This is a genomic window from Herbiconiux liukaitaii (assembly GCF_041927495.1).
In the GTDB taxonomy this organism is placed as follows: domain Bacteria; phylum Actinomycetota; class Actinomycetes; order Actinomycetales; family Microbacteriaceae; genus Herbiconiux; species Herbiconiux liukaitaii.
In genome coordinates this window covers 1-25,240 of the sequence record NZ_JBHFHG010000005.1, presented here as the reverse complement: position 1 = coordinate 25,240, position 25,240 = coordinate 1, and the positions used below count along the sequence as shown (strand labels likewise).

37 protein-coding genes and 1 rRNA gene are annotated in these 25,240 nt (G+C 66.6%); 1 reads left to right on the top strand and 37 read right to left on the bottom strand.

Going from position 1 to position 25,240, the window contains the following annotated elements:
• Positions 1-28: 28 nt before the first annotated feature.
• The 11 genes from ACEXQC_RS11750 to ACEXQC_RS11700 all read right to left on the bottom strand — a co-directional run bounded on the left by ACEXQC_RS11750 (position 29) and on the right by ACEXQC_RS11700 (position 8,231).
• Entirely contained in the window at positions 29-1,018 is a 990-nt protein-coding gene (locus ACEXQC_RS11750) for a DNA-directed RNA polymerase subunit alpha (RefSeq protein ID WP_374822165.1), read from the bottom strand.
• A gap of 115 nt (positions 1,019-1,133) precedes the next feature.
• A complete protein-coding gene (gene rpsK / locus ACEXQC_RS11745) occupies positions 1,134-1,532 on the bottom strand; it encodes a 30S ribosomal protein S11 (RefSeq protein ID WP_022896808.1) in 399 nt (132 codons plus the stop codon).
• 34 nt (positions 1,533-1,566) lie between these two features.
• Complete coding sequence (rpsM, locus tag ACEXQC_RS11740) at positions 1,567-1,944, bottom strand: 30S ribosomal protein S13 (RefSeq protein ID WP_066041126.1); 378 nt, start codon at positions 1,942-1,944, stop codon at positions 1,567-1,569.
• A gap of 129 nt (positions 1,945-2,073) precedes the next feature.
• Positions 2,074-2,190 (bottom strand): 50S ribosomal protein L36, encoded by a 117-nt coding sequence (gene rpmJ, locus ACEXQC_RS11735; RefSeq protein WP_066041129.1) that lies wholly within the window; start codon positions 2,188-2,190, stop codon positions 2,074-2,076.
• Positions 2,191-2,268: 78 nt separating this feature from the next.
• On the bottom strand, positions 2,269-2,490 hold the full coding sequence (gene infA / locus ACEXQC_RS11730) for a translation initiation factor IF-1 (RefSeq protein ID WP_022883252.1): 222 nt from the start codon (positions 2,488-2,490) through the stop codon (positions 2,269-2,271).
• A 123-nt stretch (positions 2,491-2,613) separates the two neighbouring features.
• Positions 2,614-3,765 (bottom strand): mannitol-1-phosphate 5-dehydrogenase, encoded by a 1,152-nt coding sequence (locus tag ACEXQC_RS11725; RefSeq protein WP_374822154.1) that lies wholly within the window; start codon positions 3,763-3,765, stop codon positions 2,614-2,616.
• 20 nt (positions 3,766-3,785) lie between these two features.
• Positions 3,786-4,217 (bottom strand): PTS mannitol transporter subunit IIA, encoded by a 432-nt coding sequence (locus ACEXQC_RS11720; RefSeq protein WP_374822151.1) that lies wholly within the window; start codon positions 4,215-4,217, stop codon positions 3,786-3,788.
• Positions 4,218-4,248: 31 nt separating this feature from the next.
• Positions 4,249-5,853 carry a PTS mannitol transporter subunit IIBC gene (locus ACEXQC_RS11715; protein WP_374822149.1) on the bottom strand — a complete coding sequence of 535 codons (1,605 nt, stop codon included), beginning with the start codon at positions 5,851-5,853 and terminating at the stop codon, positions 4,249-4,251.
• Positions 5,854-5,942: 89 nt separating this feature from the next.
• Positions 5,943-7,604, bottom strand: a complete 1,662-nt coding sequence (gene ptsP / locus ACEXQC_RS11710) for a phosphoenolpyruvate--protein phosphotransferase (protein WP_374822146.1) — start codon at positions 7,602-7,604, stop codon at positions 5,943-5,945.
• Entirely contained in the window at positions 7,604-7,870 is a 267-nt protein-coding gene (locus tag ACEXQC_RS11705) for an HPr family phosphocarrier protein (protein ID WP_374822143.1), read from the bottom strand. Before ACEXQC_RS11705 ends, ptsP begins: the two co-directional genes overlap by 1 nt.
• Positions 7,871-7,892: 22 nt before the next feature.
• Positions 7,893-8,231 (bottom strand): PTS sugar transporter subunit IIB, encoded by a 339-nt coding sequence (locus ACEXQC_RS11700; protein WP_374822139.1) that lies wholly within the window; start codon positions 8,229-8,231, stop codon positions 7,893-7,895.
• A gap of 132 nt (positions 8,232-8,363) precedes the next feature.
• Here ACEXQC_RS11700 and ACEXQC_RS11695 point away from each other — a divergent pair, with 132 nt between their 5' ends.
• Positions 8,364-10,286, top strand: coding sequence for a BglG family transcription antiterminator (locus ACEXQC_RS11695; protein ID WP_374822137.1), 1,923 nt, complete (start codon positions 8,364-8,366; stop codon positions 10,284-10,286).
• Between the two features lie 21 nt (positions 10,287-10,307).
• On the opposite strand, the gene map is transcribed toward ACEXQC_RS11695, so the two are convergent.
• The 26 genes from map to rrf all read right to left on the bottom strand — a co-directional run bounded on the left by map (position 10,308) and on the right by rrf (position 25,236).
• A complete protein-coding gene (gene map, locus ACEXQC_RS11690; RefSeq protein WP_374822134.1) occupies positions 10,308-11,159 on the bottom strand; it encodes a type I methionyl aminopeptidase in 852 nt (283 codons plus the stop codon).
• 4 nt (positions 11,160-11,163) lie between these two features.
• On the bottom strand, positions 11,164-11,757 hold the full coding sequence (locus ACEXQC_RS11685; RefSeq protein ID WP_374822131.1) for an adenylate kinase: 594 nt from the start codon (positions 11,755-11,757) through the stop codon (positions 11,164-11,166).
• Positions 11,754-13,076, bottom strand: a complete 1,323-nt coding sequence (secY, locus tag ACEXQC_RS11680) for a preprotein translocase subunit SecY (RefSeq protein WP_374822128.1) — start codon at positions 13,074-13,076, stop codon at positions 11,754-11,756. Before secY ends, ACEXQC_RS11685 begins: the two co-directional genes overlap by 4 nt.
• 132 nt (positions 13,077-13,208) lie before the next feature.
• The gene (rplO, locus tag ACEXQC_RS11675) at positions 13,209-13,883 is read right to left on the bottom strand and encodes a 50S ribosomal protein L15 (RefSeq protein WP_374822126.1); all 675 of its coding nucleotides are present in this window, start codon (positions 13,881-13,883) and stop codon (positions 13,209-13,211) included.
• Positions 13,883-14,065, bottom strand: a complete 183-nt coding sequence (gene rpmD, locus ACEXQC_RS11670; RefSeq protein WP_291045855.1) for a 50S ribosomal protein L30 — start codon at positions 14,063-14,065, stop codon at positions 13,883-13,885. The genes rplO and rpmD overlap by 1 nt, the downstream gene beginning before the upstream one ends.
• Complete coding sequence (rpsE, locus tag ACEXQC_RS11665; RefSeq protein ID WP_374822534.1) at positions 14,065-14,724, bottom strand: 30S ribosomal protein S5; 660 nt, start codon at positions 14,722-14,724, stop codon at positions 14,065-14,067. Before rpsE ends, rpmD begins: the two co-directional genes overlap by 1 nt.
• A 32-nt stretch (positions 14,725-14,756) precedes the next feature.
• Positions 14,757-15,128 (bottom strand): 50S ribosomal protein L18, encoded by a 372-nt coding sequence (gene rplR, locus ACEXQC_RS11660; RefSeq protein WP_374822123.1) that lies wholly within the window; start codon positions 15,126-15,128, stop codon positions 14,757-14,759.
• A gap of 3 nt (positions 15,129-15,131) precedes the next feature.
• Positions 15,132-15,668, bottom strand: a complete 537-nt coding sequence (gene rplF, locus ACEXQC_RS11655; RefSeq protein ID WP_374822120.1) for a 50S ribosomal protein L6 — start codon at positions 15,666-15,668, stop codon at positions 15,132-15,134.
• 6 nt (positions 15,669-15,674) lie between these two features.
• A complete protein-coding gene (rpsH, locus tag ACEXQC_RS11650) occupies positions 15,675-16,073 on the bottom strand; it encodes a 30S ribosomal protein S8 (protein ID WP_374822117.1) in 399 nt (132 codons plus the stop codon).
• A 77-nt stretch (positions 16,074-16,150) separates the two neighbouring features.
• Positions 16,151-16,738 carry a 50S ribosomal protein L5 gene (rplE, locus tag ACEXQC_RS11645; protein WP_374822114.1) on the bottom strand — a complete coding sequence of 196 codons (588 nt, stop codon included), beginning with the start codon at positions 16,736-16,738 and terminating at the stop codon, positions 16,151-16,153.
• On the bottom strand, positions 16,738-17,097 hold the full coding sequence (rplX, locus tag ACEXQC_RS11640) for a 50S ribosomal protein L24 (RefSeq protein ID WP_374822111.1): 360 nt from the start codon (positions 17,095-17,097) through the stop codon (positions 16,738-16,740). Before rplX ends, rplE begins: the two co-directional genes overlap by 1 nt.
• A gap of 2 nt (positions 17,098-17,099) precedes the next feature.
• On the bottom strand, positions 17,100-17,468 hold the full coding sequence (gene rplN, locus ACEXQC_RS11635) for a 50S ribosomal protein L14 (protein WP_066041167.1): 369 nt from the start codon (positions 17,466-17,468) through the stop codon (positions 17,100-17,102).
• Position 17,469: 1 nt separating this feature from the next.
• A complete protein-coding gene (gene rpsQ / locus ACEXQC_RS11630) occupies positions 17,470-17,793 on the bottom strand; it encodes a 30S ribosomal protein S17 (protein ID WP_374822107.1) in 324 nt (107 codons plus the stop codon).
• Positions 17,793-18,134 carry a 50S ribosomal protein L29 gene (gene rpmC / locus ACEXQC_RS11625; protein WP_374822104.1) on the bottom strand — a complete coding sequence of 114 codons (342 nt, stop codon included), beginning with the start codon at positions 18,132-18,134 and terminating at the stop codon, positions 17,793-17,795. The genes rpsQ and rpmC overlap by 1 nt, the downstream gene beginning before the upstream one ends.
• On the bottom strand, positions 18,134-18,553 hold the full coding sequence (gene rplP, locus ACEXQC_RS11620; protein WP_374822101.1) for a 50S ribosomal protein L16: 420 nt from the start codon (positions 18,551-18,553) through the stop codon (positions 18,134-18,136). Before rplP ends, rpmC begins: the two co-directional genes overlap by 1 nt.
• A gap of 2 nt (positions 18,554-18,555) precedes the next feature.
• Positions 18,556-19,320, bottom strand: a complete 765-nt coding sequence (gene rpsC, locus ACEXQC_RS11615; protein WP_374822098.1) for a 30S ribosomal protein S3 — start codon at positions 19,318-19,320, stop codon at positions 18,556-18,558.
• Positions 19,320-19,712, bottom strand: a complete 393-nt coding sequence (rplV, locus tag ACEXQC_RS11610; RefSeq protein ID WP_374822095.1) for a 50S ribosomal protein L22 — start codon at positions 19,710-19,712, stop codon at positions 19,320-19,322. Before rplV ends, rpsC begins: the two co-directional genes overlap by 1 nt.
• Before the next feature lie 27 nt (positions 19,713-19,739).
• Complete coding sequence (rpsS, locus tag ACEXQC_RS11605; RefSeq protein WP_259537200.1) at positions 19,740-20,021, bottom strand: 30S ribosomal protein S19; 282 nt, start codon at positions 20,019-20,021, stop codon at positions 19,740-19,742.
• Between the two features lie 12 nt (positions 20,022-20,033).
• A complete protein-coding gene (gene rplB / locus ACEXQC_RS11600) occupies positions 20,034-20,873 on the bottom strand; it encodes a 50S ribosomal protein L2 (RefSeq protein WP_374822091.1) in 840 nt (279 codons plus the stop codon).
• A gap of 25 nt (positions 20,874-20,898) precedes the next feature.
• Positions 20,899-21,204 carry a 50S ribosomal protein L23 gene (gene rplW / locus ACEXQC_RS11595; RefSeq protein ID WP_374822088.1) on the bottom strand — a complete coding sequence of 102 codons (306 nt, stop codon included), beginning with the start codon at positions 21,202-21,204 and terminating at the stop codon, positions 20,899-20,901.
• Positions 21,201-21,860 (bottom strand): 50S ribosomal protein L4, encoded by a 660-nt coding sequence (rplD, locus tag ACEXQC_RS11590; RefSeq protein ID WP_374822085.1) that lies wholly within the window; start codon positions 21,858-21,860, stop codon positions 21,201-21,203. Before rplD ends, rplW begins: the two co-directional genes overlap by 4 nt.
• Before the next feature lie 3 nt (positions 21,861-21,863).
• Entirely contained in the window at positions 21,864-22,520 is a 657-nt protein-coding gene (gene rplC / locus ACEXQC_RS11585; RefSeq protein WP_259525309.1) for a 50S ribosomal protein L3, read from the bottom strand.
• A gap of 24 nt (positions 22,521-22,544) precedes the next feature.
• Positions 22,545-22,853, bottom strand: coding sequence for a 30S ribosomal protein S10 (rpsJ, locus tag ACEXQC_RS11580; RefSeq protein ID WP_018171443.1), 309 nt, complete (start codon positions 22,851-22,853; stop codon positions 22,545-22,547).
• A gap of 281 nt (positions 22,854-23,134) precedes the next feature.
• Complete coding sequence (locus ACEXQC_RS11575; RefSeq protein ID WP_374822080.1) at positions 23,135-23,902, bottom strand: fructosamine kinase family protein; 768 nt, start codon at positions 23,900-23,902, stop codon at positions 23,135-23,137.
• Positions 23,903-24,097: 195 nt separating this feature from the next.
• On the bottom strand, positions 24,098-25,057 hold the full coding sequence (locus tag ACEXQC_RS11570; protein ID WP_374822077.1) for a DNA topoisomerase IB: 960 nt from the start codon (positions 25,055-25,057) through the stop codon (positions 24,098-24,100).
• A 62-nt stretch (positions 25,058-25,119) separates the two neighbouring features.
• A 5S ribosomal RNA gene (rrf, locus tag ACEXQC_RS11565) occupies positions 25,120-25,236 on the bottom strand.
• Positions 25,237-25,240 lie beyond the last annotated feature (4 nt).

Below are 25,240 nucleotides of genomic sequence, written 5' to 3'. Positions count from 1 at the left end.
GGGTGGGTCAAGCGGACGAGGAGACGTCTCAGACGTTCTCTTCGTCGTAGCCGCCGTAGAAGTGGGCGCCGTCGAAACCGGGAACGGTGTCCTTCAGCGAGAGGCCGAGCTCCACGAGCTTGTCCTTCACCTCATCGACCGACTTCTGACCGAAGTTGCGGATGTTCATGAGCTGCGTCTCCGAGAGGGCGACGAGCTCGGAGACCGTGTTGATGCCCTCGCGCTTGAGGCAGTTGTACGAGCGCACGGACAGATCGAGGTCCTCGATCGGAACCGACAGCTCGGACGACAGCACGGCGTCGACCGGCGCGGGGCCGATCTCGATGCCCTCTGCGGCCGAGTTGAGCTCGCGGGCGAGCCCGAACAGCTCGGTCAGCGTGCGACCGGCGGAGGCGATGGCGTCGCGCGGCGTGATGGCCGGCTTCGTCTCGACGTCGACCACGAGGCGGTCGAAGTCGGTGCGCTCACCGGCACGGGTGGCCTCGACGCGGTAGGTGACCTTGAGCACGGGCGAGTAGATCGAGTCGATCGGAACCTGACCGGCCTCGGAGAACTCGCTGCGGTTCTGGGTCGCCGAGACGTAGCCGCGACCGCGCTCGATGATGAGCTCGAGCTCGAACTTCGCCTTGTCGTTGAGGGTCGCGATCACGAGCTCCGGGTTGTGGATCTCCACACCGGCCGGAGCCGAGATGTCGGCCGCGGTGACCTCGCCGGAGGCGTGCTTGCGCAGGTAGGCGGTGATCGGCTCGTCGTGCTCGCTCGAGACGACGAGACCCTTGACGTTGAGGATGATCTCGGTGACGTCTTCCTTCACACCGGGGATCGTGCTGAACTCGTGCAGCACGCCGTCGATGCGGATGCTCGTGACGGCAGCTCCCGGGATCGACGAGAGCAGCGTGCGGCGGAGCGAGTTGCCGAGGGTGTAGCCGAAGCCGGGCTCGAGCGGCTCGATGACGAACCGCGAACGGAACTCCGAGATGTTCTCCTCGGTGAGGGTGGGGCGCTGTGCAATGAGCACTGTTATTCCTTTCGGCTGAGTGTCCGCTATATGACACTCACGTGACGAGGTATTGAGTTGTGAACGACTTCACCGGCGGGGCCCCGAAGAGCCCCGCCGGTTCAGCGCGGAAAGGTCAAACGCGGCGGCGCTTGGGGGGACGGCAGCCGTTGTGCGCCTGCGGGGTCACGTCGTTGATCGAACCGACCTCGAGGCCTGCGGCCTGGAGCGAGCGGATCGCGGTCTCGCGACCGGAGCCCGGTCCCTTGACGAAGACGTCGACCTTCTTCATGCCGTGCTCCTGAGCCTGGCGGGCAGCCGACTCGGCAGCGAGCTGCGCGGCGAACGGGGTCGACTTGCGCGATCCCTTGAAGCCGACGCCACCGGAGGAGGCCCAGCTGATGACGGCACCGGTCGTGTCGGTGATCGACACGATGGTGTTGTTGAAGGTCGACTTGATGTGGGCCTGGCCCACGGCGACGTTCTTCTTCTCTTTCTTGCGCGGCTTGCGGACGGCCGACTTGGGGGTTGCCATGTATATCTCCTGGAATCCTGGTCAGTCGGCGCGCTTAGCGGCCGGCCTTCTTCTTGCCGGCGACGGTGCGCTTCGGGCCCTTGCGGGTGCGAGCGTTGGTCTTGGTGCGCTGTCCGCGCACGGGGAGGCCCTTGCGGTGGCGGACGCCCTCGTAGGAGCCGATCTCGACCTTGCGGCGGATGTCGGCGGCGACCTCGCGGCGGAGGTCACCCTCCACCTTGTAGTTGCCCTCGATGTAGTCGCGGAGAGCGACTAGCTGGTCGTCACTCAGATCCTTGACCCGGATGTCTCCGGAGATCTCGGTGTCGGCGAGGGTCTTGAGCGCACGCGTGCGCCCGACCCCGTAGATGTACGTGAGGGCAACTTCCACGCGCTTGTCGCGGGGAATGTCAACTCCTGCTAGACGTGCCATTGTGGCTATCTCCTGTTGATGAGTGGAGGTCTGTGACAGTGAATGTGCTCCGGCCTCCGACCGAAGGTGTCCACCGCCCGGTTCTCACCGGGCGGCTTCTGACACTGCCATTAGTTGTGGTGCGGGTGTTCAGCCCTGGCGCTGCTTGTGGCGCGGGTTGCTCTTGCAGATGTTCATCACGCGGCCGTTGCGGCGAATGATGCGGCAGTGCTCACAGATGGGCTTGACGCTGGGGTTGACCTTCATTGACTTTTCTCTCTTCGCTGTCCTCGTACCCCTCGGAACGCCGTGGGGCCGTTACTTTCCAGCTGCCATGATCTGGCGCTATTTGTAGCGGTAGACGATCCGGCCACGGGTGAGGTCGTAGGGGCTCAACTCCACGATCACGCGGTCCTCCGGGAGGATGCGGATGTAGTGCTGGCGCATCTTGCCCGAGATATGGGCAAGCACCTTGTGGCCATTCGTCAGCTCCACCCGGAACATTGCGTTCGGGAGAGCCTCGACGACTGCGCCTTCGATCTCGATAACACCGTCTTTTTTGGCCATACACTCACTGTCGCTATAAATAGATTTCTGCTGGTCTTGCGGAGAATCGGGCTTCCGCCGTCGGCTGACAACAGGCCCAAAACACCAAAGATCGAGCCTACGCTAAGAACGGCCCTTGCGCAATCAGCGATAGGAGTCTATGGACCGCACCACGGCTACGAGACCATCGTGCAGGGGGTGGCCGGCCTCGATGCCGCACACCTCCGCGGTGAACTGCTCCGGCGAGAGGCGCGCGAGCAGCTCGGCGAGCTCCGCGCTCTGCGGGTCGCTCGGTGCGTCGAACCGCAGCGCGGCACGCACGGCGCGGAGCAGCGCCTCGTGCGGCAGTCCGCGTTCGGCGAGCTCGGCGGCGGGGCCGATGAAGCGCTCGTTCCTGCTGATCTTGCGGAGCGGCTGGCGGCCGACGCGCTCGGGGGTGTCGGTGAGGTACGGGTTGGCGAAGCGCACGAGGTTCTTCTCGAGGTACGCCTCCTGCGTGGCCGGATCGAACTCGTGCTTGGCCACCAGGAGCGCCTTGGTCTCGGCGAGCACGGCCTTGACCTCGGCGAACACCTCCGGGATCGAGAGCGCGTCGGCCAGGGTCGGGGCCCCCTCGACCCAGCCGTGGTACGCCGTCGTGGCGTGGCCGGTGTTGACGGTGAAGAGCTTGCGCTCGATGTACGGAGCGAGGTCCGAGACGAAGTGGGCGGCCGGGATGCTCGGAACGGCGCCCTCGAAGGGGCCCTCCTCGATGGCCCACTCGAAGAAGTCCTCCACCGTCACATCGAGACCCGCATCCGCATCCTGGTTCGGCACGATGCGGTCCACGGCGGTGTTGGCGAACACGGCGCGACCGAGGGCGGCGGAGGCCTCTCCCCCGTCGAGCCTGCCGACGATCTCGGCCTTGAGCGCATCCGTGGCGTTGATGGCGTTCTCGCAGGCCATCACGTGCAGAGGGGGCAGCGAGTCGTCGCGCGCCTCGAGGGCACGGGCGATGACCGGGGCCACGAACTTCAGGATGTTCGGGCCCACGGCCGTCGTCACGAGCGAGGCCGTGGCGATCTCGGCGACCACCGCGTCCTCGTCGCTGCCGCTGTTGAGGGCGCGGTAGCCCGTCACGGTGCGGGTGGAGGACTTCTCGCCCACCGCGTGCACGTCGTAGCTCGTGGAGGCCGCGAGGGCGTCGATGAGCTGCGCGTTGACGTCGGCGAAGACGAGCTCGTAGCCCGCGTCGTGGAGGATGAGCCCCACGAAGCCCCTGCCGATGTTCCCGGCTCCGAAGTGGACGGCTTTCATGGGTACTCCTTTAATCGGTGTTACTCGTTGACGTCGCCGAGGATCTCGAGGATCTCCTCCGGCGTGCCGGCCGCGAGCAGTTTCGCGACCTCGTCGTCATCGCTGAAGACGATGGCGATCTTGGTGAGGATGTCCATGTGCCCGCCGTCCTTGCCGGCGATGCCCACGACGAAGCGAACATCCTCGCCACCCCAGTCGAGGGCCTCGTCGTACCGCACGAACGAGAGCGCCGACGCGAGGATCGTGTCCTTGCCCTCGTTCGTGCCGTGCGGAATGGCGAGGAAGTTGCCCATGTACGTCGAGACGGTCTCTTCACGCTGGAGCATGAAGTCGTGGTAGTCCGCGGTGACGGCCCCTGCTCCCACCAGGATGGCGGAGGCCTCGGCGATCGCGTCCTCCTTGGTGCGGGCGGTGCCGCTCAGTCGGATCTGCGACGGTTCCAGGACGGCCATGGGCTTCTCCCTCTCGATCGGTGCGCGTCGCCTACTCGGCGCCGTGCTGGTGCTTGAGCTTCGCCACGAGCTCTTCGTAGCGAGGGCTGTTCATGAAGTTGTCGACCGAGACGTGCTCGGCGCTCGGGGTGCGCTCCTGCGCCCTCTGCGTGAGCTCGCGCTGGGTGATCACGAGGTCGACGTCGTCTTCGAGGCTGGCGATCGACTTGTTCACCACGGTGACGCCGTCGATGCCGGCCTTCTTGATCTTATTGCGAAGCACGGAGGCGCCCATGGCGCTCGAGCCCATTCCGGCGTCGCAGGCGAACACGATGTTCCTGATCGGTCGGGCGTCGGTGAGCAGCGCGGTGCCGTCGGTGCCGGCCGAGGCCGCGACCTCGGCGTCGCCCGCGGGCACGCCTTCGGCGCGGAGGTTGCCGAGCACGCTCGACTCCTTGCCCTTGTTGGCCTCGGTGCGGGCCACGGCAGCCGCCAGGTCGCCGTCGTCGCCCCGCTCCAGGTCGCGCTTGCGGCTGGCACGGAGGATGACCGAGGTGATGAGGAACGACACAGCTGCCGAGACGAGCACGGAGAGCGCGATGCCGACGTAGCTGTCGGGGGCCGCGTTGATCATGATCGCGATGATCGATCCCGGCGAGGCGGGAGCGCGGAGACCGGTGTTGAACAGCACGTTGACGGCCACACCCGCGGCGCCACCGGCCATGGCGGCCACGATGACGAGGGGCTTCGAGAGCACGTAGGGGAAGTAGATCTCGTGGATCCCGCCGAAGAACTGGATGATGACGGCTCCCGGCGCGCTCGCCTTGGCGAGACCGATGCCGAAGATCGAGAACGCGATGAGGATGCCGACACCGGGGCCGGGGTTCGCCTCGATGAGGAAGAGGATCGACTTGCCGGTCTCCGCCACCTGGGTGGCACCGAGTCCCGTGAACACACCGTGGTTGATGGCGTTGTTGAGGAACAGCACCTTGGCGGGCTCCACGAGCAGGCTCACGAGCGGCAGCAGTCCGAGGTCGACGAGCCACTGGATCGCTCCCTGCAGCAGCGCGGTGAGACCCGAGATGAGCGGGGCGATCCCGAAGAAGCCGGCGATGGCGAGGATGGCTGCCACGATGCCGGCCGAGAAGTTGTCGACCAGCATCTCGAAGCCGGCCTTGATCTTGCCCGCCCAGATCTTGTCGATCTGCTTGATCAGCAGAGCGCCGAGCGGGCCCATGATCATGGCGCCGATGAACATCGGCACGGAGGCGCCGACGATGACACCCATCGTCGCGACCACGCCGACCACTCCACCGCGGGGGCCGTAGACCATGCGGCCACCGGTGTTGGCGATGAGGAGCGGCAGCATGTAGGTGATCATCGGGCCCACGAGGCCCAGGTACACGTTGAAGTTCTCGCCGTCCTCACCGACCGCGATCTGGGTGGCAGCGCCCTGCCAGCCGATCGCATCGGCGTTGCCGAAGCCGCCGAGGATGCCGTTCGGGAGCCATCCGGTGGCGATGAAGAGGCTCGTGATGAGACCCCACGCGATGAACGCGGGGATGTTGGGCATGACCATGCCGCTGAGGAAGGTGCCGAAGCGCTGCACGCGCACACGGGCTCCACCTCCCTGCTTCGTTTCTGACGTCGTTGTCATGACGACTGCTCCATTTCTGTGGTGTTCGGGGTAAGGGGTGGGGAGTGCATTGCTAGGTGCTGGTGATGCAGGTGGTGCGGGTGATGCGGTCAGGGGGTGGCCGCCGAGGTCACCGCGGCGCGGGCCTCCACGGCGCTGTTGGCCGAGAGCGCGAGCTCGGCGAACCGGCGGGCGTCCTCGAGGGTGAAGCGGGCGAGCTCGGCGCGCACGTCGGCGAGCGCGGAGGGCGACATCGAGAGCGTGGTGGCGCCGAGACCCACGAGCACCACGGCGAGCAGCGGATCGGCTGCCGCCTCGCCGCAGATGCCCACGGGCTTGCCCGTCGTGCGGCCGGCCTTGCCGACCTCGCCCACGAGACGCAGCACGGCGGGGTGCCACGGATCCTGGAACGAGGCCACGGAGCCGAGCAGGCGGTCGGCCGCGAGCGTGTACTGGGTGAGGTCGTTGGTGCCCACCGAGGCGAAGTCGGCATCGGCGAGGATGCGGTCGGCGAGCAGGGCCGACGACGGCACCTCCACCATCACGCCGGCGGTCTTCAACCCGAGCTGGCGGGCGAGGGCGGTGAAGTAGCGGGTCTCCTCGACGGTCGACACCATCGGGGCCATCACCCACACCTCGGCGTCGGTCTCGGCGTCGGCCTCGGCGAGCGCGCGCAGCTGGTCGCGCAGGATCGGCTCGTTGGCCCGCAGGGCGCGCAGGCCTCGGAGTCCGAGCGCCGGGTTCTCCTCAGCCGCGTCGTTCAGGAAGCTGAGGGGCTTGTCGGCACCGGCGTCGAGCGCGCGCACCACGACCTTCTTGCCGGGGAAGGCCTCGAGCAGTCGCTTGTACTGCGCCTTCTGCTCCTCCACGGTCGGTGCGGTCGCGGCGTCGAGGAAGAGGAACTCGGTGCGGAAGAGGCCGACGCCCTCTGCGCCCTTCTCCACGGCATCCGCTGCGCCGTCGGCCGATCCAAGGTTCGCGAGCAGAGGCACGGGGGTGCCGTCGGCGAGCGCGCCGGGGCCGGTGGCCGCGCTCCTGGCGGCCTTGAGCTCCGCGGCGCGGGCCTCGGCGGCGGCGCGCGTCTCGGCGTCGGGCGCCACGGTGACGTCACCGGTCGAGGCGTCGACCACGATCTCCACGCCGTCCTCGAGCTCGAGGGCGCCTGCCACTCCCACCACGGCCACGATCGACTTCTCGCGGGCGAGGATGGCGGTGTGCGAGGTCGGCCCTCCGTCGCTCGTCACGAGGGCGAGCACCTTCGAGAGGTCGAGCAGCGCCGTGTCGGCGGGGGCGAGGTCGCGGGCGATGAGCACGAACGGGTGCTCGGGGTCGGGCACTCCGGGAGCGGCGACGCCGCGGAGGTGGGCCACGACCCGCTGCGACACGTCGTCGAGGTCGGTGGCGCGCTCGCCCATGTAGCCGCCCATGCTCACGAGCAGGTCGCGGAAGGCCGCGAAGGCCTCGTAGACCGCGCGCTCGGCGGTCTTGCCGCCGTCGATCCGCACGCCGACGTCGTCGATGAGCGTGGGGTCCTCGGCCATGAAGGCCTGGGCCTCGAGCACCTCCTTCGCCGAACCGCCGGCGCGCTCACCGCGGTGGCGGATGATGGCGGCGGTGGCGGCGAGCGATGCGCGCGCCCGCTCCTTCTCGGCATCCGGAGTGAGGGTGCTCGCCTCGTCGGTGGGCTCGGGCAGCGGATCGGGCATGCGGAGCACGGTGCCCACGGCGATGCCGCGGCCGATCCCGGTGCCGTGCAGCGTTCCGGCGGCCATCAGGCGGCGTCCAGATCGGTCGAGAGCAGCGCGGCGAGCCGGTCGAGCAGCGCGTCGGCGTCGTCGGCGTCGGAGACGAGGGTCACGGTGTCGCCGTGCTCGATGCCGAGCGAGATCACGCCGAGGATGCTGGCGGCGTTGGCGGTCTTGTCGCCCTTCGAGATCTGCACGGGCAGGCCGGCCTCGGCCACGGCCTTCGTGAAGAGGCTCGCGGGTCGGGCGTGCAGCCCGTGCTCGGATGCCATCTGGACGGTTCGTTCAGCCATCAGTCGTTCTCCTTAGCTCTGCTCATCCCTGAGCGAGGTTCTGCGAGTCCCGCGACGCATCGAGGAGCTCTGTGACCAGGTCGGCGGCGATCTCCGCACCCTCGGGTCCGAACACGGTGTCCGGCAGCAGGGCCGCTCGCACGCCCGCCGCTCGCGCACGGGTGTTCAGTTCGTCGAACACCGAGGCGAGAGGGGGGCCGACCAGCAGCACGCTCGTGGCGGCGAGCCTCTCGTCGACGTCCGACAGCGTGCCGGCCTCCACGATCAGGTCCAGTCCGCGCTCTCGCGCGATCCGGCGCAACCGGAGTGCCAGGAACGTGCTCGATGCTCCCGCACCGCACACGATGAGCACCTTGTCCACGCACGCCTCCTCGCGTCCTGCTTCGATCTCCCTAGATCCTCCGCCTTCCTCTCCCCCACCTCCACCACCTTTCCTTCCGCACCCCCGGAAGCCAGGGCCCGGGTTCCGCGGAAGCGCCTAGGGTGAAGGGTGATGAGAGCGAAGTACGAGCGATTGCTGGATCACCTCGCCGCGGCCGACGACTGGGTCACGGCGGGCGAGCTCGCCGACCGACTCGGCGTGACCACGCGGAGTGTGCGCAGCTACGTCACGAGCGTCAAGACGGCGGCCAAACCGCTCGAGGTGATCGCGTCGTCGACGAGCGGGTACCGGCTCAACCGCGATGCCTATGCCTCGTTCGTCGCCTCCCGCCGCTCGCGCGACGCCGATCCCGGGAGCCCCAGGGAGCGCGTGCACGTCATCATCCGAGCGCTCGGTGATGCGCCGGCGGGCATCGACGTCTACGACATCGCCGCCAACCTCTTCGTGAGCGAGTCCACGGTGGAGGCCGATCTGCGCAAGGCGAAGCTGCTCGTCGACGACGCCGGCCTCTCCTTGCGGCGCCGAGGGAGCACGGTCTCGCTCGTCGGCAGCGAGCTCAACCGGCGCCGACTGCTCAGTCGCGTGTTCCGCGACGAGAGCGCCCAGGGGTTCCTCGACCTCGAGACCATCCAGCGCGAGTTCTCCTCGGAGGACCTCTCGGGCTTCAAGTCGCTCCTCATCGAGATGCTCGACGGCAGCGGCTACTTCGTCAACGAGTACTCCATCGACAACGTTCTCCTGCACATCGCGATCGCGGTCGACCGCGTCGGCAAGAACCAGTCGATCGAGCCCGCGGAGGGCCCGCAGGCCTCCGAGACCATCCGCGAGGTCGCCGAGAACCTCGATGCGCTCATCCGCTCCCACTTCGGTGCCGCCCTCGGCGTGCGTGAGCTGAGCTACCTCTCGGTGCTCCTCACCACGCGAGTGCTCACCCCTGGGCACGACTCCCCCACCGAGCACGTGGCCGAGACCTACCTCGGCGCCGAGGATCTCGCCGAGATGCGTCGCATCGTGCGACTGGCGAGCGAGGAGTACCTCGTCGATCTCGACGACGAGGACTTCACGGTGCGACTCGGCCTGCACATCCGCAACCTCGTGGCCCGCGCCCAGGAGAACTCGTTCTCCCGCAACCCGATGACCCGTTCCATCAAGGGCTCGTTCCCCATGATCTACGAGCTGGCCGTCTTCATCGCGAGCCAGGTCCAGCGGGCCTACGACATCGTGGTCACCGAAGACGAGATCGCCTACATCGCCCTGCACGTCGGCTCCCACCTCGAGAGGCAGAACCTCCGCCAGGAGCGGGTCAGCTGCGCCATCGTGAGCCCCAACTACTACGACATGCACCTGGCGCTGCGCGAGCGGCTCGAGACCGAGCTCGGCTCGGAGCTCGAGGTCGACGTGGTCATCACGCGCGCCGACGTCGACTGGAACGCCCTCTCCTCCGACATCGTGGTCACGACCATCCCCGTGCCCGCCGCGCGCGACAACGTGGTGGTCGTGCCGCCCTTCCTCACCGACGCGGATGTCGATGCGGTGCGCAGGTCGATCGCGGTCGTGAGACGCCACCGCCGGCGCATGCGGCTCAAGGACGAGCTGCTGCAGTACTTCGACGAGCGGCTCTACTGGAGCAACCTCGACGCCGCGTCGGAGCCGGAGATGATCCGCACGCTCGGTCGCGCGATGGTGGGGCTGCGCCTCATCGACGAGAGCTACGTCGAGGGCGCCATCGAGCGCGAGCGGATGTCATCGACCGCCTTCTCCGACACCATCGCCGTGCCCCACGCCATGACCATGAGCGCCACCCGCACGGCCATCGCCATCGTGGTCAACGAGACGCCCATGCAGTGGGGCGAGAACCGGGTCAACGTCATCGCGCTCATCGCCTTCAGCGAGAGCGGGAGACGCGCGTTCCAGACCGTCTTCGACCAGCTCGTCGAGGTGTTCTCCGATCGCGACGACGTGCAGCGGATCGTGCGCAACTCGAGCGACTTCGCGTCGTTCATCGACGAGCTCGTGCACGTCATGGAGGACTGAGCGGCAAACAGGTGGAGCAGGCTACGGGATGGGTACCGGAGTCACACCGAGAGGCGCGAGCTGAGCCGCCCCGCCGTCGTCGGCCGTCAGCACCCAGATGCCGTCTTCGTGCACGGCCACGGAGTGCTCCCAGTGGCTCGACATGCTGCCGTCGGCCGAGGCCACGGTCCACTCGTCGTCGCGCACGAACGTCTCGGTCGTGCCGGCCGTGATCATGGGCTCGATGGCCACCACGAGTCCGGGCTTCACCTCGGGGCCGCGCTGACGCACACGGTAGTTGAACACCGGCGGCGCCTCGTGCATGCTTCGGCCGATCCCGTGCCCGATGTAATCGGTGAGGATGCCGTACGCGGCTCCCGCGGCGACCGACGGGTGGTCCTCGACGTACTCCTCGATCGCCTCGCCCACCTCGTTGAGGTGACGCGCGGTCGCCAGCCGGGCGATGCCGCGCCAGAGCGACTGCTCGGTCACCTCGGAGAGCAGCCGCCTGGCGGCCACCTCGGCCGGCCGGGACGGGTCGTCGAGCACCACGGTCATGGCGGAGTCGCCGTTCCAGCCGCCGATCTCGGCGCCGCTGTCGATCGAGACGATGTCACCCGGCTGCAGCAGCCTGTCGTTCGGGATGCCGTGCACGATGTCGTCGTTGACCGACGCGCAGATCGTGTGGGCGTACCCGGGCACGAGCTGGAAGTTCGACACCCCTCCGCGCTCCCGGATGACCCGGTCGGCGAGGGCGTCGAGTTCGAGCGTCGAGACCCCCGGCGCGATGGCCGCTCGCACGGCGGCGAGCGATGCCGCCGTCGCGAGGCCCGGTGCGACCATCAGCCGCAGCTCGGCGGGCGTCTTGTAGATGCCCTTGTTCTTGCCGAACATCCGATCAGCGGCCGGAGAGCGCGCTGACGATGCGCTCGGTGACGGCTTCGATCTCGCCGAGGCCGTCGACCTCGAGCACGAGCCCTCGGCCGGCGTAGACCTCCACGAGGGGAGCGGTCTGCTCCGCGTAGACGTCGAGGCGCTTGCGGATGACCTCTTCCGTGTCATCGCTGCGACCCTGCTCGGCGGAGCGCTTCAGCAGGCGGGAGACGACCTCGTCGGTGTCGGCGGTCAGCACGACCACCGCGTCGAGCGAGTAGCCCGCCACCCCGAGGATGTCGTCGAGCTCCTCGACCTGCTGCAGCGTGCGGGGGTAGCCGTCGAGCAGGAAGCCGTCTTCGGTGTCGGACTGGCCGAGGCGGTCGCGCACCAGGTCGTTGGTGAGCGAATCCGGAACGTACTGGCCTGCGTCCATGTAGGTCTTGGCCTGCACACCCAGCTCGGTGCCGTTCTTCACGTTCTCGCGGAAGATGTCTCCCGTCGAGATCGCGGGGATCCCGAACGCCTCGGAGAGTCGGGCCGCCTGCGTGCCCTTGCCCGCACCGGGCGGACCGATGAGGAGCAACCGCTCCCCGCCGCTCTCCCCCGCTGCTGTCATCGCAGCAGTCCCTCGTAGTGCCGCTGCTGCAGCTGCGAGTCGATCTGCTTCACGGTCTCGAGGCCGACACCCACGATGATGAGGATCGAGGCGCCACCGAACGGGAAGTTCTGGTTGGCCCCGACCGCGACCAGCGCGATCAATGGCAGCAAGGCGATGAGACCCAGGTAGATCGATCCCGGCAGCGTGATGCGGGTGAGCACGTAGTCGAGGTACTCGGCCGTGGGGCGACCGGCACGGATGCCGGGGATGAATCCACCGAACTTCTTCATGTTGTCGGCGACCTCTTCGGGGTTGAAGGTGATCGCGACGTAGAAGTAGGTGAAGCCCACGATGAGCAGGAAGTACAGGAGCATGTAGAGCGGGTGATCGCCGCGCACGAGGTAGTTGTTGATCCACGTCACCCAGCCGGCGGGCGTCTCGCCTGCGGCGGGCTGGTTGAACTGCGCGATGAGCGCGGGCAGGTACAGCAGCGACGACGCGAAGATCACGGGCACCACACCGGCCATGTTGACCTTGATGGGGATGTAGGTGTTGTTGCCCCCGTACGTGCGTCTGCCCACCACGCGCTTGGCGTACTGCACAGGGATCCGCCGTTGGGACAGCTCCACGAACACGACTGCCGCCATGACCGCGATCCCCACCGCCAGCACGAGCAGGAAGGTCTCGAAGCTGCGGGTCTCGGCGATGAGCCAGAGCGAACCGGGGAAGGTCGAGGCGATCGACGTGAAGATGAGCAGCGACATGCCGTTGCCGATGCCGCGCTCGGTGATCATCTCACCGAACCACATGATGACGCCGGTGCCCGCGGTCATGGTGATGACCATGAGCAGGATGGCGTACCAGGCGTCGTTGGTGATGAGCTGGCCGCACTCGGCGACGGTCGAGGTGCCGAACAGGGCGCCCGAGCGGGCGACCGTGATGAGCGTCGTCGACTGCAGCACACCGAGGGCGATGGTCAGGTAGCGCGTGTACTGCGTGAGCTTCGACTGACCGGCCTGGCCCTCCTTGTGGAGGGTCTCGAAGTGCGGGATGACCACGCGCAGCAGCTGCACGATGATCGACGCCGTGATGTAGGGCATGATGCCCAGCGCGAAGATCGACAGCTGGAGCAGCGCGCCACCCGAGAAGAGGTTGACGAGCTCGTAGAGGCCCGACGTGCCCTGGTTGGCGGTCAGACAGGTCTGCACGTTCCCGAAGTCCACGAAGGGAGCGGGGATGAATGATCCCAGACGGAACAGCGCGACGATGCCGAGCGTGAAGCCAATCTTCCTGCGGAGGTCCGGCGTACGGAAGATCCTCGCGACGGCTTTGAACAAAAAGGGCCTCCTGCGTTCGTGTGGCTCAATGCCAAGAAAGCCGGTGACCCGATTCGTGGCCTCGACAGGCTACCTCATTCTCATGACGCATCTGTGCTCGACCGACGGATCGGGTCACCGGACCAGTGATACCTACTTGACGGAACCACCTGCGGCGACGATCTTCTGCTCAGCGGAGCCGGAGACCTTGTCGACCGCGACGGTCAGCTTCACAGCGATGTCGCCATCGCCGAGAACCTTGACCTTCTCGTTCTTGCGAACCGCGCCCTTGGCCACGAGGTCGGTGATGGTGACATCGCCGCCCGAGGGGTAGAGCTCCGCGAGCTTGTCCAGGTTCACGACCTGGTACTCCACGCGGAACGGGTTCTTGAAGCCGCGGAGCTTCGGGGTGCGCATGTGCAGCGGCATCTGCCCACCCTCGAAGCCGACGCGCACCTGGTAGCGGGCCTTGGTGCCCTTGGTGCCACGACCGGCGGTCTTACCCTTCGAGCCCTCACCACGGCCGACACGCGTGCGTGCCTTCTTGGCGCCGGGGGCGGGACGGAGGTGGTGGACCTTGAGGACCTGCTCGCGCGGGGCGGCGGGCTCGTCGGCCTTGGCAGCGGCCTTGGGCGCCTTGGTGGCGGCCGGAGCCTTCACCTCGGCGTCGCCGGACGTCGCAGCCTTCGAGGCAGCGGCCTTGGGGGCAGCAGCCTTCTTGGGGGCGGCGGCCTTCTCGGTCGTCGCCTTCTCAGCCGGTGCCTTCTTGGGGGCAGCAGCCTTCTTCGGAGCCGCCTTGGCGGTCTCCTTGGCTTCTTCTTCAGCCATCAGTCAATCTCCTCGACCTTCACCAGGTGTGCGACGGTGCGCACGTAGCCCCGGTTCTGGGCGTTGTCTTCTCGAACGACACTCTGGCCGATCTTCTTCAGTCCGAGGCTGCGCAGCGTGTCCCGCTGGTTCTGCTTCTCGCTGATCTTGGACTTGATCTGGGTCACCTTGAGGTTCGCCATCATGCACCTGCCTTCGCAGCTAGAGCGTCGGCCTCTGCACGCACGAGGCGGGCAGGGGCGACGTCTTCGAAGTCGAGGCCACGGCGGGCGGCGACGGCGCGCGGCTCTTCGAGCTGCTGCAGTGCCTCCACGGTCGCGTGCACGATGTTGATCGTGTTCGACGAGCCGAGCGACTTCGAGAGGATGTCGTGGATCCCGGCGCACTCGAGCACGGCACGCACCGGACCACCGGCGATGACGCCGGTACCGGCGGCGGCGGGGCGCAAAAGCACCACACCGGCGGCCGCCTCACCCTGGACCGGGTGGGGGATGGTGTTGCCGACGCGGGGAACGCGGAAGAAGTTCTTCTTCGCCTCCTCGACGCCCTTGGAGATGGCGGTCGGCACCTCGCGGGCCTTGCCGTAGCCGACGCCCACCAGACCGTTGCCGTCGCCGACGACCACGAGAGCGGTGAAGCTGAAGCGACGACCACCCTTCACGACCTTCGACACGCGGTTGATGGTGACGACGCGCTCCAGGAACTGGCTCTTGTCGGCATCCCGGCTGCCGCGGTCACCGCGGTTGGGGTTGCGCTCACGACCGCCACGGCGGGCCTCGCGGGGCTCGCTCTGGCTGTTCTGACCACTCGATGCAGCCGTCTCGACGGGCGCCTCGGTGATTGCTGCCACGTCGGGCTCCTTGATGTTCTCGCTCACAGGTTCAGACCGCCCTCTCGTGCTCCATCGGCGATCGCTGCGACACGACCGGCGTAACGGTTACCACCGCGGTCGAAGACCACGGCCTCGATGCCGGCCAGCTTGGCGCGCTCGGCGACGAGCTCGCCGACCTTCTTGGCCTTGGCGGTCTTGTCACCGTCGAAGCTGCGGAGATCGGTCTCGAGGGTCGATGCCGACGCGAGGGTGTGGCCCTTGCTGTCGTCGACGACCTGCACGAAGACGTGACGAGCCGATCGGGTGACGACGAGACGCGGACGAGCCGGGGTCCCCTCGACCTTCTTGCGGAGTCGCGTGTGCCGGCGTTCGCGGGCTGCGGACTTGGACTTTCCTCTGGTAACAGTAGCCATGGCTTACTTACCACTCTTTCCGGCCTTGCGGCGAACGACCTCGCCGGCGTACCGCACACCCTTGCCCTTGTAGGGCTCGGGCTTGCGCAGCTTGCGAATGTTGGCGGCAACCTCACCGACGGCCTGCTTGTCGATGCCGTTGACCGTGAGCTTGTTGTTGCCCTCCACGGTGAACGTGATGCCCGCAGGCGGTTCGACCGAGATGGGGTGGGAGTACCCGAGAGCGAACTCCACACCGGAGCCCTTGGCGGCGACGCGGTAACCCGTGCCGACGACCTCGAGGCTCTTGGAGTAGCCCGTGGTGACGCCGATGATCTGGTTGGCGATCAGCGTGCGGGTCAGGCCGTGCAGCGAGCGCGAGGTGCGCTCGTCGTCTGGGCGGGTGACGAGAACCTGGTTCTCCTCGACCGTGGCCGCGATGGGCTCTGCGATGGTGAGCGCGAGCTCACCCTTCGGTCCCTTGACCTGGACACCCTGGCCGGCCACCGTGACGGTGACTCCGGCGGGGATGTCGATGGGAAGACGTCCGATACGTGACATTGTCGGTTACCACACGTAGGCGAGGACTTCCCCACCCACGCCCTTCTTGCTCGCCTGACGGTCCGTCAAGAGACCCGAGGAGGTGGACAGGATCGCGACGCCGAGGCCACCGAGGACGGTGGGGATCTCGGTCGACTTCGCGTAGACACGGAGACCGGGCTTGGAGACCCGCTTGATCCCGGCGATCGAACGCTCGCGGTTGGGGCCGAACTTGAGGTTCAGCGTCAGCGTCTGGCCGACCTTGGCGTCGGCGACTTCCCAGCCGGAGATGTAGCCCTCCGCCTTGAGGATGTCGGCGATGTGCGACTTGAGCTTGGAATGCGGCATCGACACGGTGTCGTGGTGTGCCGAGTTCGCGTTGCGCAGTCTGGTCAGCATGTCTGCGACCGGATCTGTCATTGTCATTGTGGTGCCTTTCGCGCCTGGTTTCGGTCACGCTTTACGAGCGAGCCGACCTGTGGTCGTCGTGGGTGGGGTGGTGCTTAGGAGTTTTCGGCCGTCTTGAAGGGGAAGCCGAGCGCCTTGAGCAGCGCGCGTCCCTCGTCGTCGGTCTTCGCGGTGGTCACGACGGTGATGTCGAAGCCACGCACGCGGTCGATCTTGTCCTGGTCGATCTCGTGGAACATCGACTGCTCGTTGAGACCGAAGGTGTAGTTGCCACGGCCGTCGAACTGCTTGTCCGAGAGACCGCGGAAGTCGCGGATACGGGGAAGCGCGAGCGACAGCAGGCGGTCGAGGAACTCCCAGGCGCGGTCGCCACGGAGCGTGACGTGGGCGCCGATGGGCTGTCCCTCACGCAGCTTGAACTGCGCGATCGACTTGCGGGCCTTCGTGACCTGCGGCTTCTGGCCGGTGATCGCGGTGAGGTCCTTGACCGCACCGTCGATGACCTTGCCATCGCGGGCGGCCTCGCCGACACCGGTGTTGACCACGATCTTCACGAGTCCGGGCACCTGGTGCACGTTCGTGAAGTCGAAGTCCTTCGTCAGCTGAGCGACGATCTCGTTCTTGTACTTCTGCTTCAGGCGCGGCTGGATTGGGCCAGCGGGCGCGGCAGTCTCGGTGCTCATCAGAGGTCTTTTCCTGACTTCTTCGCGTAACGAACGCGGACCGTCTTGGTGACGCCGTCCTTCGTGACTTCTTCGTTGCGGTGGCCGACGCGGGTCGGCTTCTTGGTCTCGGGGTCGACCAGGGCGACGTTCGACACGTGGATCGGCGCCTCCATGGTCTCGATGCCGCCGGTCTTGGTGCCGCGCTGGCTCTGCCCGACGCGAACGTGCTTCGTGACGAAGTTCACGCCCTCGACGATCACGCGGTCCTTCTCGACCTGCACCTCGATGACGCGACCCTGCTTGCCGCGGTCGCCGCCGCGGTCCTGGCTCGCGCCGGAGATGACCTGCACGAGGTCACCCTTCTTGATGTTCGCCATGACTAGATAACCTCCGGTGCCAGCGAGATGATCTTCATGAACTTCTTGTCACGGAGCTCACGGCCGACCGGTCCGAAGATACGGGTGCCACGGGGGTCACCATCGTTCTTCAGGATCACGGCGGCGTTCTCGTCGAACTTGATGTACGAGCCGTCGGAGCGACGGGTCGACTTGACGGTGCGGACGATGACGGCCTTGACCACATCGCCCTTCTTGACGTTTCCGCCGGGGATGGCGTCCTTCACGGTCGCGACGATGACATCGCCGAGACCCGCGTAGCGACGACCGGATCCACCGAGCACGCGAATCGTCAGGAGTTCCTTGGCGCCGGTGTTGTCGGCCACCTTGACTCGTGATTCTTGCTGCAGCATGTTACTTCGCCTTCTCCAGGATCTCGACCAGGCGCCAGCGCTTGGTGGCGCTCAGCGGGCGGGTCTCGTTGATGAGAACCAGGTCGCCGATGCCGGCGCTGTTGGTCTCGTCGTGCACCTTCACCTTGGAGGTGCGGCGGATGACCTTGCCGTACAGGGGGTGCTTCACGCGGTCCTCGACCTCGACCACGATGGTCTTGTCCATCCGGTCGCTGGTCACGAGACCACGGCGGGACTTGCGGTACCCGCGTGCTGCCACGTCCTTGACGTCATGGGCGGCGGACTCGTGTCCGGCGTCGGTGACCTTCTCTTCAGTCTTAGCCATTACTTGCTGGCCTCCTCAGTCTGGGCGGCCTCATCGGCCTCAGCTGCGGGGGCCTTGGCCTCTGCTGCCTTCTTGGATGACTTCTTGGTCGCCTTGGCCGGAGCCTCGACGGGGGCGGGCGTGGCACGGATGCCCAGCTCGCGCTCACGGATGACCGTGTAGATACGAGCGATGTCGCGCTTCACGGAGCGAAGACGCCCGTGGCTTTCGAGCTGCCCGGTTGCCGACTGGAAGCGCAGGTTGAACAGCTCTTCCTTGGCCTTGCGAAGTTCCTCGAGAAGTCGGGAATCTTCGAACGTGTCGAGCTCCGCCGAGGCGAGCTCCTTAGAACCGATCGCCATTACGCGTCGCCCTCCTCGCGCTTGATGATGCGTGCCTTGAGAGGCAGCTTGTGGATTGCTCGGGTGAGCGCCTCGCGAGCGATGGTCTCGTCGACCCCGCTCAGCTCGAACAGCACTCGGCCCGGCTTGACGTTCGCGACCCACCACTCGGGGGAACCCTTACCGGAACCCATGCGGGTCTCGGCGGGCTTCTTGGTGAGCGGACGGTCGGGGTAGATGTTGATCCACACCTTTCCACCACGCTTGATGTGACGGGTCATCGCGATACGAGCGGACTCGATCTGACGGTTGGTCACGTACGCGGGGGTGAGGGCCTGGATGCCGTACTCACCGAAGTTCACCGTGGTGCCGCCGGTGGCCTGGCCACTGCGACCCGGGTGGTGCTGCTTGCGGTGCTTGACTCTACGGGGGATAAGCATGGTTACGCCTCAACTCCTGCTGCGACCGGGGCCTTCGCCTTGGGGGCGGAGTCACGGCGCGGACGGTCACGGTCGCCGCGCTCGGGGCGCGACGACTTCTGGTTGGCCTGCTCGCGGGCGAGCTCCTTGTTGGTGATGTCGCCCTTGTAGATCCAGACCTTCACACCGATGCGGCCGAACGTCGTCTTCGCCTCGTAGAAGCCGTAGTCGATGTTGGCGCGGAGGGTGTGCAGCGGAACGCGGCCCTCGCGGTAGAACTCGGAACGGCTCATCTCGGCGCCGCCGAGACGGCCCGACACCTGGATGCGGACACCCTTGGCGCCGGCGCGCTGAGCGCCCTGCAGGCCCTTGCGCATCGCGCGGCGGAATGCCACACGAGCGGTGAGCTGCTCGGCGATGCCCTGCGCCACGAGCTGTGCCTCGGCCTCGGGGTTCTTGACCTCGAGGATGTTCAGCTGGATCTGCTTGCTCGTGAGCTTCTCGAGGTCGGAGCGGATGCGCTCGGCCTCGGCGCCACGACGACCGATCACGATGCCCGGACGGGCGGTGTGGATGTCGACGCGGACGCGGTCACGGGTGCGCTCGATCTCGATCTTCGCCACTCCGGCGCGGTCGAGCGAGGTCTTCAGCAGGTTGCGGATCTTCACGTCTTCAGCCACGTAGTCGCTGTAACGCTGACCCTTCTTCGTGCTGTCGGAGAACCAGCGCGACACGTGGTCGGTGGTGATTCCGAGACGGAAGCCGTACGGATTGACTTTCTGGCCCATTACTTGCTCACCTTCTTGCTCGCAGCGCCGGCTTCGACATCGTCAGGCGTGGCCAGGACGATGGTGATGTGGCTGGTGCGCTTGAGAATCTGGAACGCTCGTCCCTGGGCACGCGGCTGGAAACGCTTGAGCGTGGCCCCCTGGTCGACGAACGCCTTCGTGATGAAGAGATCCTGCTCGTCGAGATAGCTGTTCGTGGCGTCCGCCTTGACCCGTGCGTTCGCGATCGCCGAGGCGACCAGCTTGTACACGGGCTCCGAAGCGCCCTGAGGGGCGAACTTCAGGATGGCCAACGCCTCGACGGCCTGACGGCCGCGGATCAGGTTGACGACACGACGGGCCTTCATGGGGGTGACGCGGATGTGACGCACGCGTGCGATCGACTCCACCATTACTCTTCCTCCTTCACGTCGCCGCGGTTAGCGGCGACGGCCCTTCTTGTCGTCCTTCACGTGTCCACGGAAGGTGCGGGTCGGGGCGAACTCGCCCAGCTTGTGACCCACCATGGTCTCGGTGATGAACACCGGGATGTGCTTGCGGCCGTCGTGCACGGCGATCGTGTGCCCGAGGAAGTCGGGGATGATCATCGAGCGACGCGACCAGGTCTTGATGACGTTCTTCGAACCGGCTTCGTTAGCGGTGACGACCTTGCGGTACAGGTGGTCGTCGACGAAGGGGCCCTTTTTGAGACTGCGTGGCATTTTCTAAGACTCCTACTTACGCTTCTTGCCGACGGTCCGGCGACGCACGATGAGCTTGTCGCTTTCCTTGTTGGGGTGACGGGTACGGCCTTCGGCCTGACCCCACGGGCTGACGGGGTGACGTCCACCGGACGTCTTGCCCTCACCACCACCGTGCGGGTGGTCGACCGGGTTCATGGCGACACCACGCACGGTCGGGCGGATGCCCTTCCAGCGGTTGCGGCCGGCCTTGCCCCAGTTGATGTTCGACTGCTCGGCGTTGCCGACCTCGCCGATCGTGGCGCGGCAGCGCGCATCCACGTTGCGGATCTCGCCCGACGGCAGACGGAGCTGCGCGTAGGGGCCGTCCTTCGCCACGAGTCGCACGGAGGCACCGGCGGAACGGGCCATCTTGGCGCCACCGCCCGGCTTCAGCTCGATCGCGTGGATGACGGTACCGGTGGGGATGTTGCGCAGCGGCAGGTTGTTGCCGGGCTTGATGTCCGCGCCTGCACCCGACTCGATGATGTCGCCCTGCGACAGCTTGTTCGGGGCCAGGATGTAGCGCTTGGTGCCGTCCACGAAGTGGAGCAGCGCGATGCGCGCGGTGCGGTTGGGGTCGTACTCGATGTGAGCGACCTTGGCGTTGACGCCGTCCTTGTCGTTGCGACGGAAGTCGATCACGCGGTACTGGCGCTTGTGGCCACCACCGATGTGACGGGTCGTGATGCGACCCTGGTTGTTGCGTCCACCGGTCTTGGAGAGCGGGCGGAGCAGCGACTTCTCAGGAGTCGAGCGCGTGATCTCGGCGAAGTCCGAGACGGAGGAGCCGCGACGACCAGGGGTCGTGGGCTTGTACTTGCGAATAGCCATGTGTCTTTTCCTCTAGCTTCCGGGCCTAGCCGACGGCCGTGAAGATGTCGATGGATCCGGACTTGAGCGTCACGATCGCGCGCTTGGTGTCCTTGCGCTTGCCCGGCCCGAACTTGGTGCGACGGGTCTTGCCCGTGCGGTTCAGCGTGTTGATCGACGCGACCTCGACCGAGAAGATCTTCTCGATCGCGAGCTTGATCTCGGTCTTGTTCGAGCGGGGGTCCACCACGAAGGTGTACTTGCCCTGGTCGATCAGGCCGTAGCTCTTCTCGGAGACGACGGGAGACAGGATGATGTCGCGCGGGTCCTTGTTGAACGCTGCGTTGCTCATGCGGAAACCTCTTCCTGCTTGGTCTTCGAGGCGACGAAGGCGTCGAAGGAGCCCTTGGTGAAGACGATGTCGTCGGAGACGAGCACGTCGTAGGCGTTCAGCTGGTCTGCGGGCAGAACGTGAACCGTGGGGAGGTTGCGCACGCTGCGGAGGCTCAGCTGGTCGTCGCGCTCGAGCACGATCAGCACGTGCTTGGAGCTGGCGACGGTGGTGAGGAACGCGTTGACGGCCTTGGTCGACGGGTTCTCGCCCTGGGCGAGAGCCTCGACGACGTGCACGCGGCCACCGCGGGCGCGGTCCGAGATGGCGCCGAGCAGAGCTGCGGCGATCATCTTCTTGGGGGTGCGCTGCGAGTAGTTGCGGGGCACGGGTCCGTGGACGATGCCACCACCGGTCATCTGAGGAGCACGGATCGAGCCCTGACGAGCGCGACCGGTTCCCTTCTGCTTGAACGGCTTGCGGCCGGCACCGGAGACCTCACCACGACGCTTGGTCTTGTGGGTTCCCTGGCGAGCGGCGGCGAGCTGAGCGACGACGACCTGGTGGATGAGCGGGATGTTGGCCTGCACGTCGAAGATCTCGGCGGGCAGCTCGACGGTTCCGGACTTGTTGCCGGCGACGTCGAGGACATCGAGCGTGTGAGTTGCGTCAGTCATGGACTACGCCCCCTTCACTGCGTTGCGAACGAAAACGAGACGGCCCTTGGCGCCGGGAACCGCACCCTTGACGAGCACCAGTCCCTTCTCGGCGTCGACCGAGTGGACGACCAGGTTGAGCACGGTCACGCGCTCTCCACCCATGCGGCCAGCCATGCGCATGCCCTTGAAGACTCGGCTGGGCGTCGAGGACGCACCGATCGAGCCGGGCTTGCGGTGGTTGCGGTGCGAACCGTGCGAAGCGGAGACACCCTTGAAGTTGTGGCGCTTCATGACACCGGCGAAGCCCTTGCCCTTGGAGGTGCCCATGACGTCGACCTTCTGGCCGGCCTCGAACACGCTCTCCGCGGTGAGCTCCTGGCCGACGGTGTAGTCGGCGGCGTCCGCGGTGCGGATCTCGGTGAGGTGGCGGCGCGGGGTGACCCCGGCGGCCTCGAAGTGACCGGCGCTGGGCTTGTTGACCTTGCGCGGGTCGATCTGGCCGGCGGCGATCTGGACGGCTGCGTAGCCGTCCTTCTCGGGCGTGCGGATCTGGGTGACGACGTTCGTCGAGATCTCGACGACGGTCACGGGGATGAGACGGTTGTTCTCGTCCCACACCTGGGTCATGCCGAGCTTCTTGCCGAGCAGACCCTTGGAAGTCTTAGCTGCGAGAGCCATAGTGATTACCTAGTCCCTTCGCGCTCAGAGCTTGATCTCGATGTTGACGTCGGCGGGCAGGTCGAGACGCATGAGCGAGTCGACGGCCTTCGGCGTCGGGTCGATGATGTCGATGAGGCGCTTGTGCGTGCGCATCTCGAAGTGCTCGCGGCTGTCCTTGTACTTGTGGGGCGAACGGATCACGGCGATCACGTTCTTCTCGGTCGGAAGCGGCACGGGGCCGACGACCGTTGCTCCTGCACGCGTGACCGTGTCCACGATCTTGCGCGCCGAGGAGTCGATGACCTCGTGGTCATACGACTTAAGTCGGATGCGGATCTTCTGTCCCGCCATGTGTGACTCTCTCTCTGTCTCGCGTCATACAGCCTCGACTGCATTGGACGCCCACTGTTCTGCTATCAAGCACTCCGCACACCGCACTGCGACTGGCACAGTCTTCTCCCAAGAGAGAAGAGGTGGCGATTAAGCTGTGTTCTGCTGCCTGCGGCCTAGCTTCTGGAGCTATGCACTGCCAAGACAGTGATCAAGACACACACACGGCGGCCTCGAAATGTTGAACTAGACGAGTTTGCCACATTCCCGGGCTACATGCAACCCGGGCGTGTCGCGCGTGATCACGCGGCTCCGGCACCCAGCTGCAGCACGGCGCCCGCGGCCCTCTCGAGCTCACGTCCGTAGCTCGGGCCGTGCCCCACCGCGTGCACCGCGAGGGGGAACAGCTGGTGCAGTGGAACGCGAGCGTGCCACCCGGGGGCGAGCGGATGCGCCTTGTCGTAGCCGCCGAGGATGTCGTCGAGGAAGGGTGCTCCGAACAGCACGAGCATCGCCAGATCGGTCTCGCGGTGCCCTCCATGTGCTGCGGGATCGATGAGCACGACCCCTGTCGGGGTCCACATCACGTTGCCCGACCAGAGGTCACCGTGGAGTCGCGCAGGCGGTTGGTCGTCGTCGAAGATGCCGGAGCGGATGAGGTCGCAAGCGCGCTGCACGGTCTGGAAGCCGTCCGCCGACAGGTTGCCCCTCGCCACGGCCTGCTCGGCGTACGGGCGCACGCGCAGCTCCGGGTAGAACTCGCTCCACTCGCTGAACTCCCCCACGGCCATGGGCCGGCGCCCGATGAAGCACTCCCCCTGCCAGGTGGGCGGCGGAGAGCCGAACGCGGGCGCGCCGGCAGCGTGGGTGCGCGCGAGCAGCTCGCCGAATCGGCGTGCGGCTTCTCGACTCGGCCTGGTGCTCCGGAGCTCCTCGAGCTCGATGGACTCCGATGTCACGGCCTCGACGCGCACGACGGGCACCCCACCGGCATCGCGGAGCCAGCTGAGACCAGCGGCCTCGGCCTGGTAGAAGCCCTCCGGCACCGAAGGATCGAACTTGCGGAACACGCTTCCACGCTAGGCCTGCCGCGTTTCGACCGCATGTCGGGGAGGGAACGTTCTTACGGGAGAACCCGGAGCCCAGTCGTCAAATCCGCTGGTCGCTCACGGCCTAGCTCTGTTCGCAGCGTCTGGCGGCGGGCCTCCCGTAAGAACGAGTGCCCCTATTCTGCTCTTCGCGATGAAGAACACAAGACTTGACTTCTACCGGAAGAGCAGGGCACGGAGCTCGGATTCCGGGCGTGCGGGGTCGATGACGGCCCCGGCGGCGTAGTGGTCGAGGAGTCGCGGATCCACGTAGCTCGACTTGGCGATGGTGGGGGTGTTGCTGAGCACGGCGGCGGCATCGCGCATGGCCTGCGCCACCGCCTTCGCTCGAGCGGTCTTGCTGGCCTGCGGCCCGCTGCGGGCGAGGCTCACGGCGGCGGCCGCCGTACCGTGCAGCGTGCGGAAGTCCTTCGCCGTGAAGTCGCCTCCCGTGCGCTCGCGCACATAAGCATTGATGTCGGTGGCGTCGACGGGGTTCCACCGGCGCCCGTTCTTCCACGCGAGCAGACGCGCGTTCGGCCCGCGCCGCTTGAGGCTCCTGACCAGTACGGCGAGATCGGCATCCTTGATGTCCGAATCCCACTCCTGCCCGCTCTTTGCCGGGAAGCGGAGATGGACGATGTCTCCGTTCGTGGACGCGTGTGCGCACAGCAGCGTCGTGAGGCCGTGACTGCCGTGCTTCTGGGCATACCGCTCGCTGCCGACCCGCAGCGAGCCGGTGTCGAGCATCCGGAAGCCCCCGGCGAGCACGCGCTCCCTCGTGAAGCCGTCGCTCCGGAGGTCGATCGTGACCTGGCGCCTGGCGGTCGGCAGCGACTCCGCGAGAGCCATCGCACGGTCGTATTTGATGCGGTCCTTCTGCTGCCGCCACGTCGGGTGGTAGATGTACTGACGTCGGCCGGCACCGTCGATGCCGGTGGCCTGCACGTGCCCGTTCGGATACGGCGCGATCCAGACCTCCGTCCAGGCCGGCGGGATAGCGAGGTGCTCGATGCGAGCCCTCAGCTCCTTGTCGGTCACGATCTCACCCGCGTCGTCGCGGTACGTGAACCCTGTGCCGGATTTGAGGCGGCGGATGCCGAGACCGGAGGAATCAGAGCGACGCAAGCGGGGCATGCGTCAATCCAACTCCTTAAATGACGAGAGGCCAGCCCGAAGGCTGGCCTCTGTCAAAGTAAGTCCGGCGGTGTCCTACTCTCCCACAAGGTCCCCCTTGCAGTACCATCGGCGCAGAGAGTCTTAGCTTCCGGGTTCGGAATGTGACCGGGCGTTTCCCTCTCGCTATGGCCGCCGAAACAC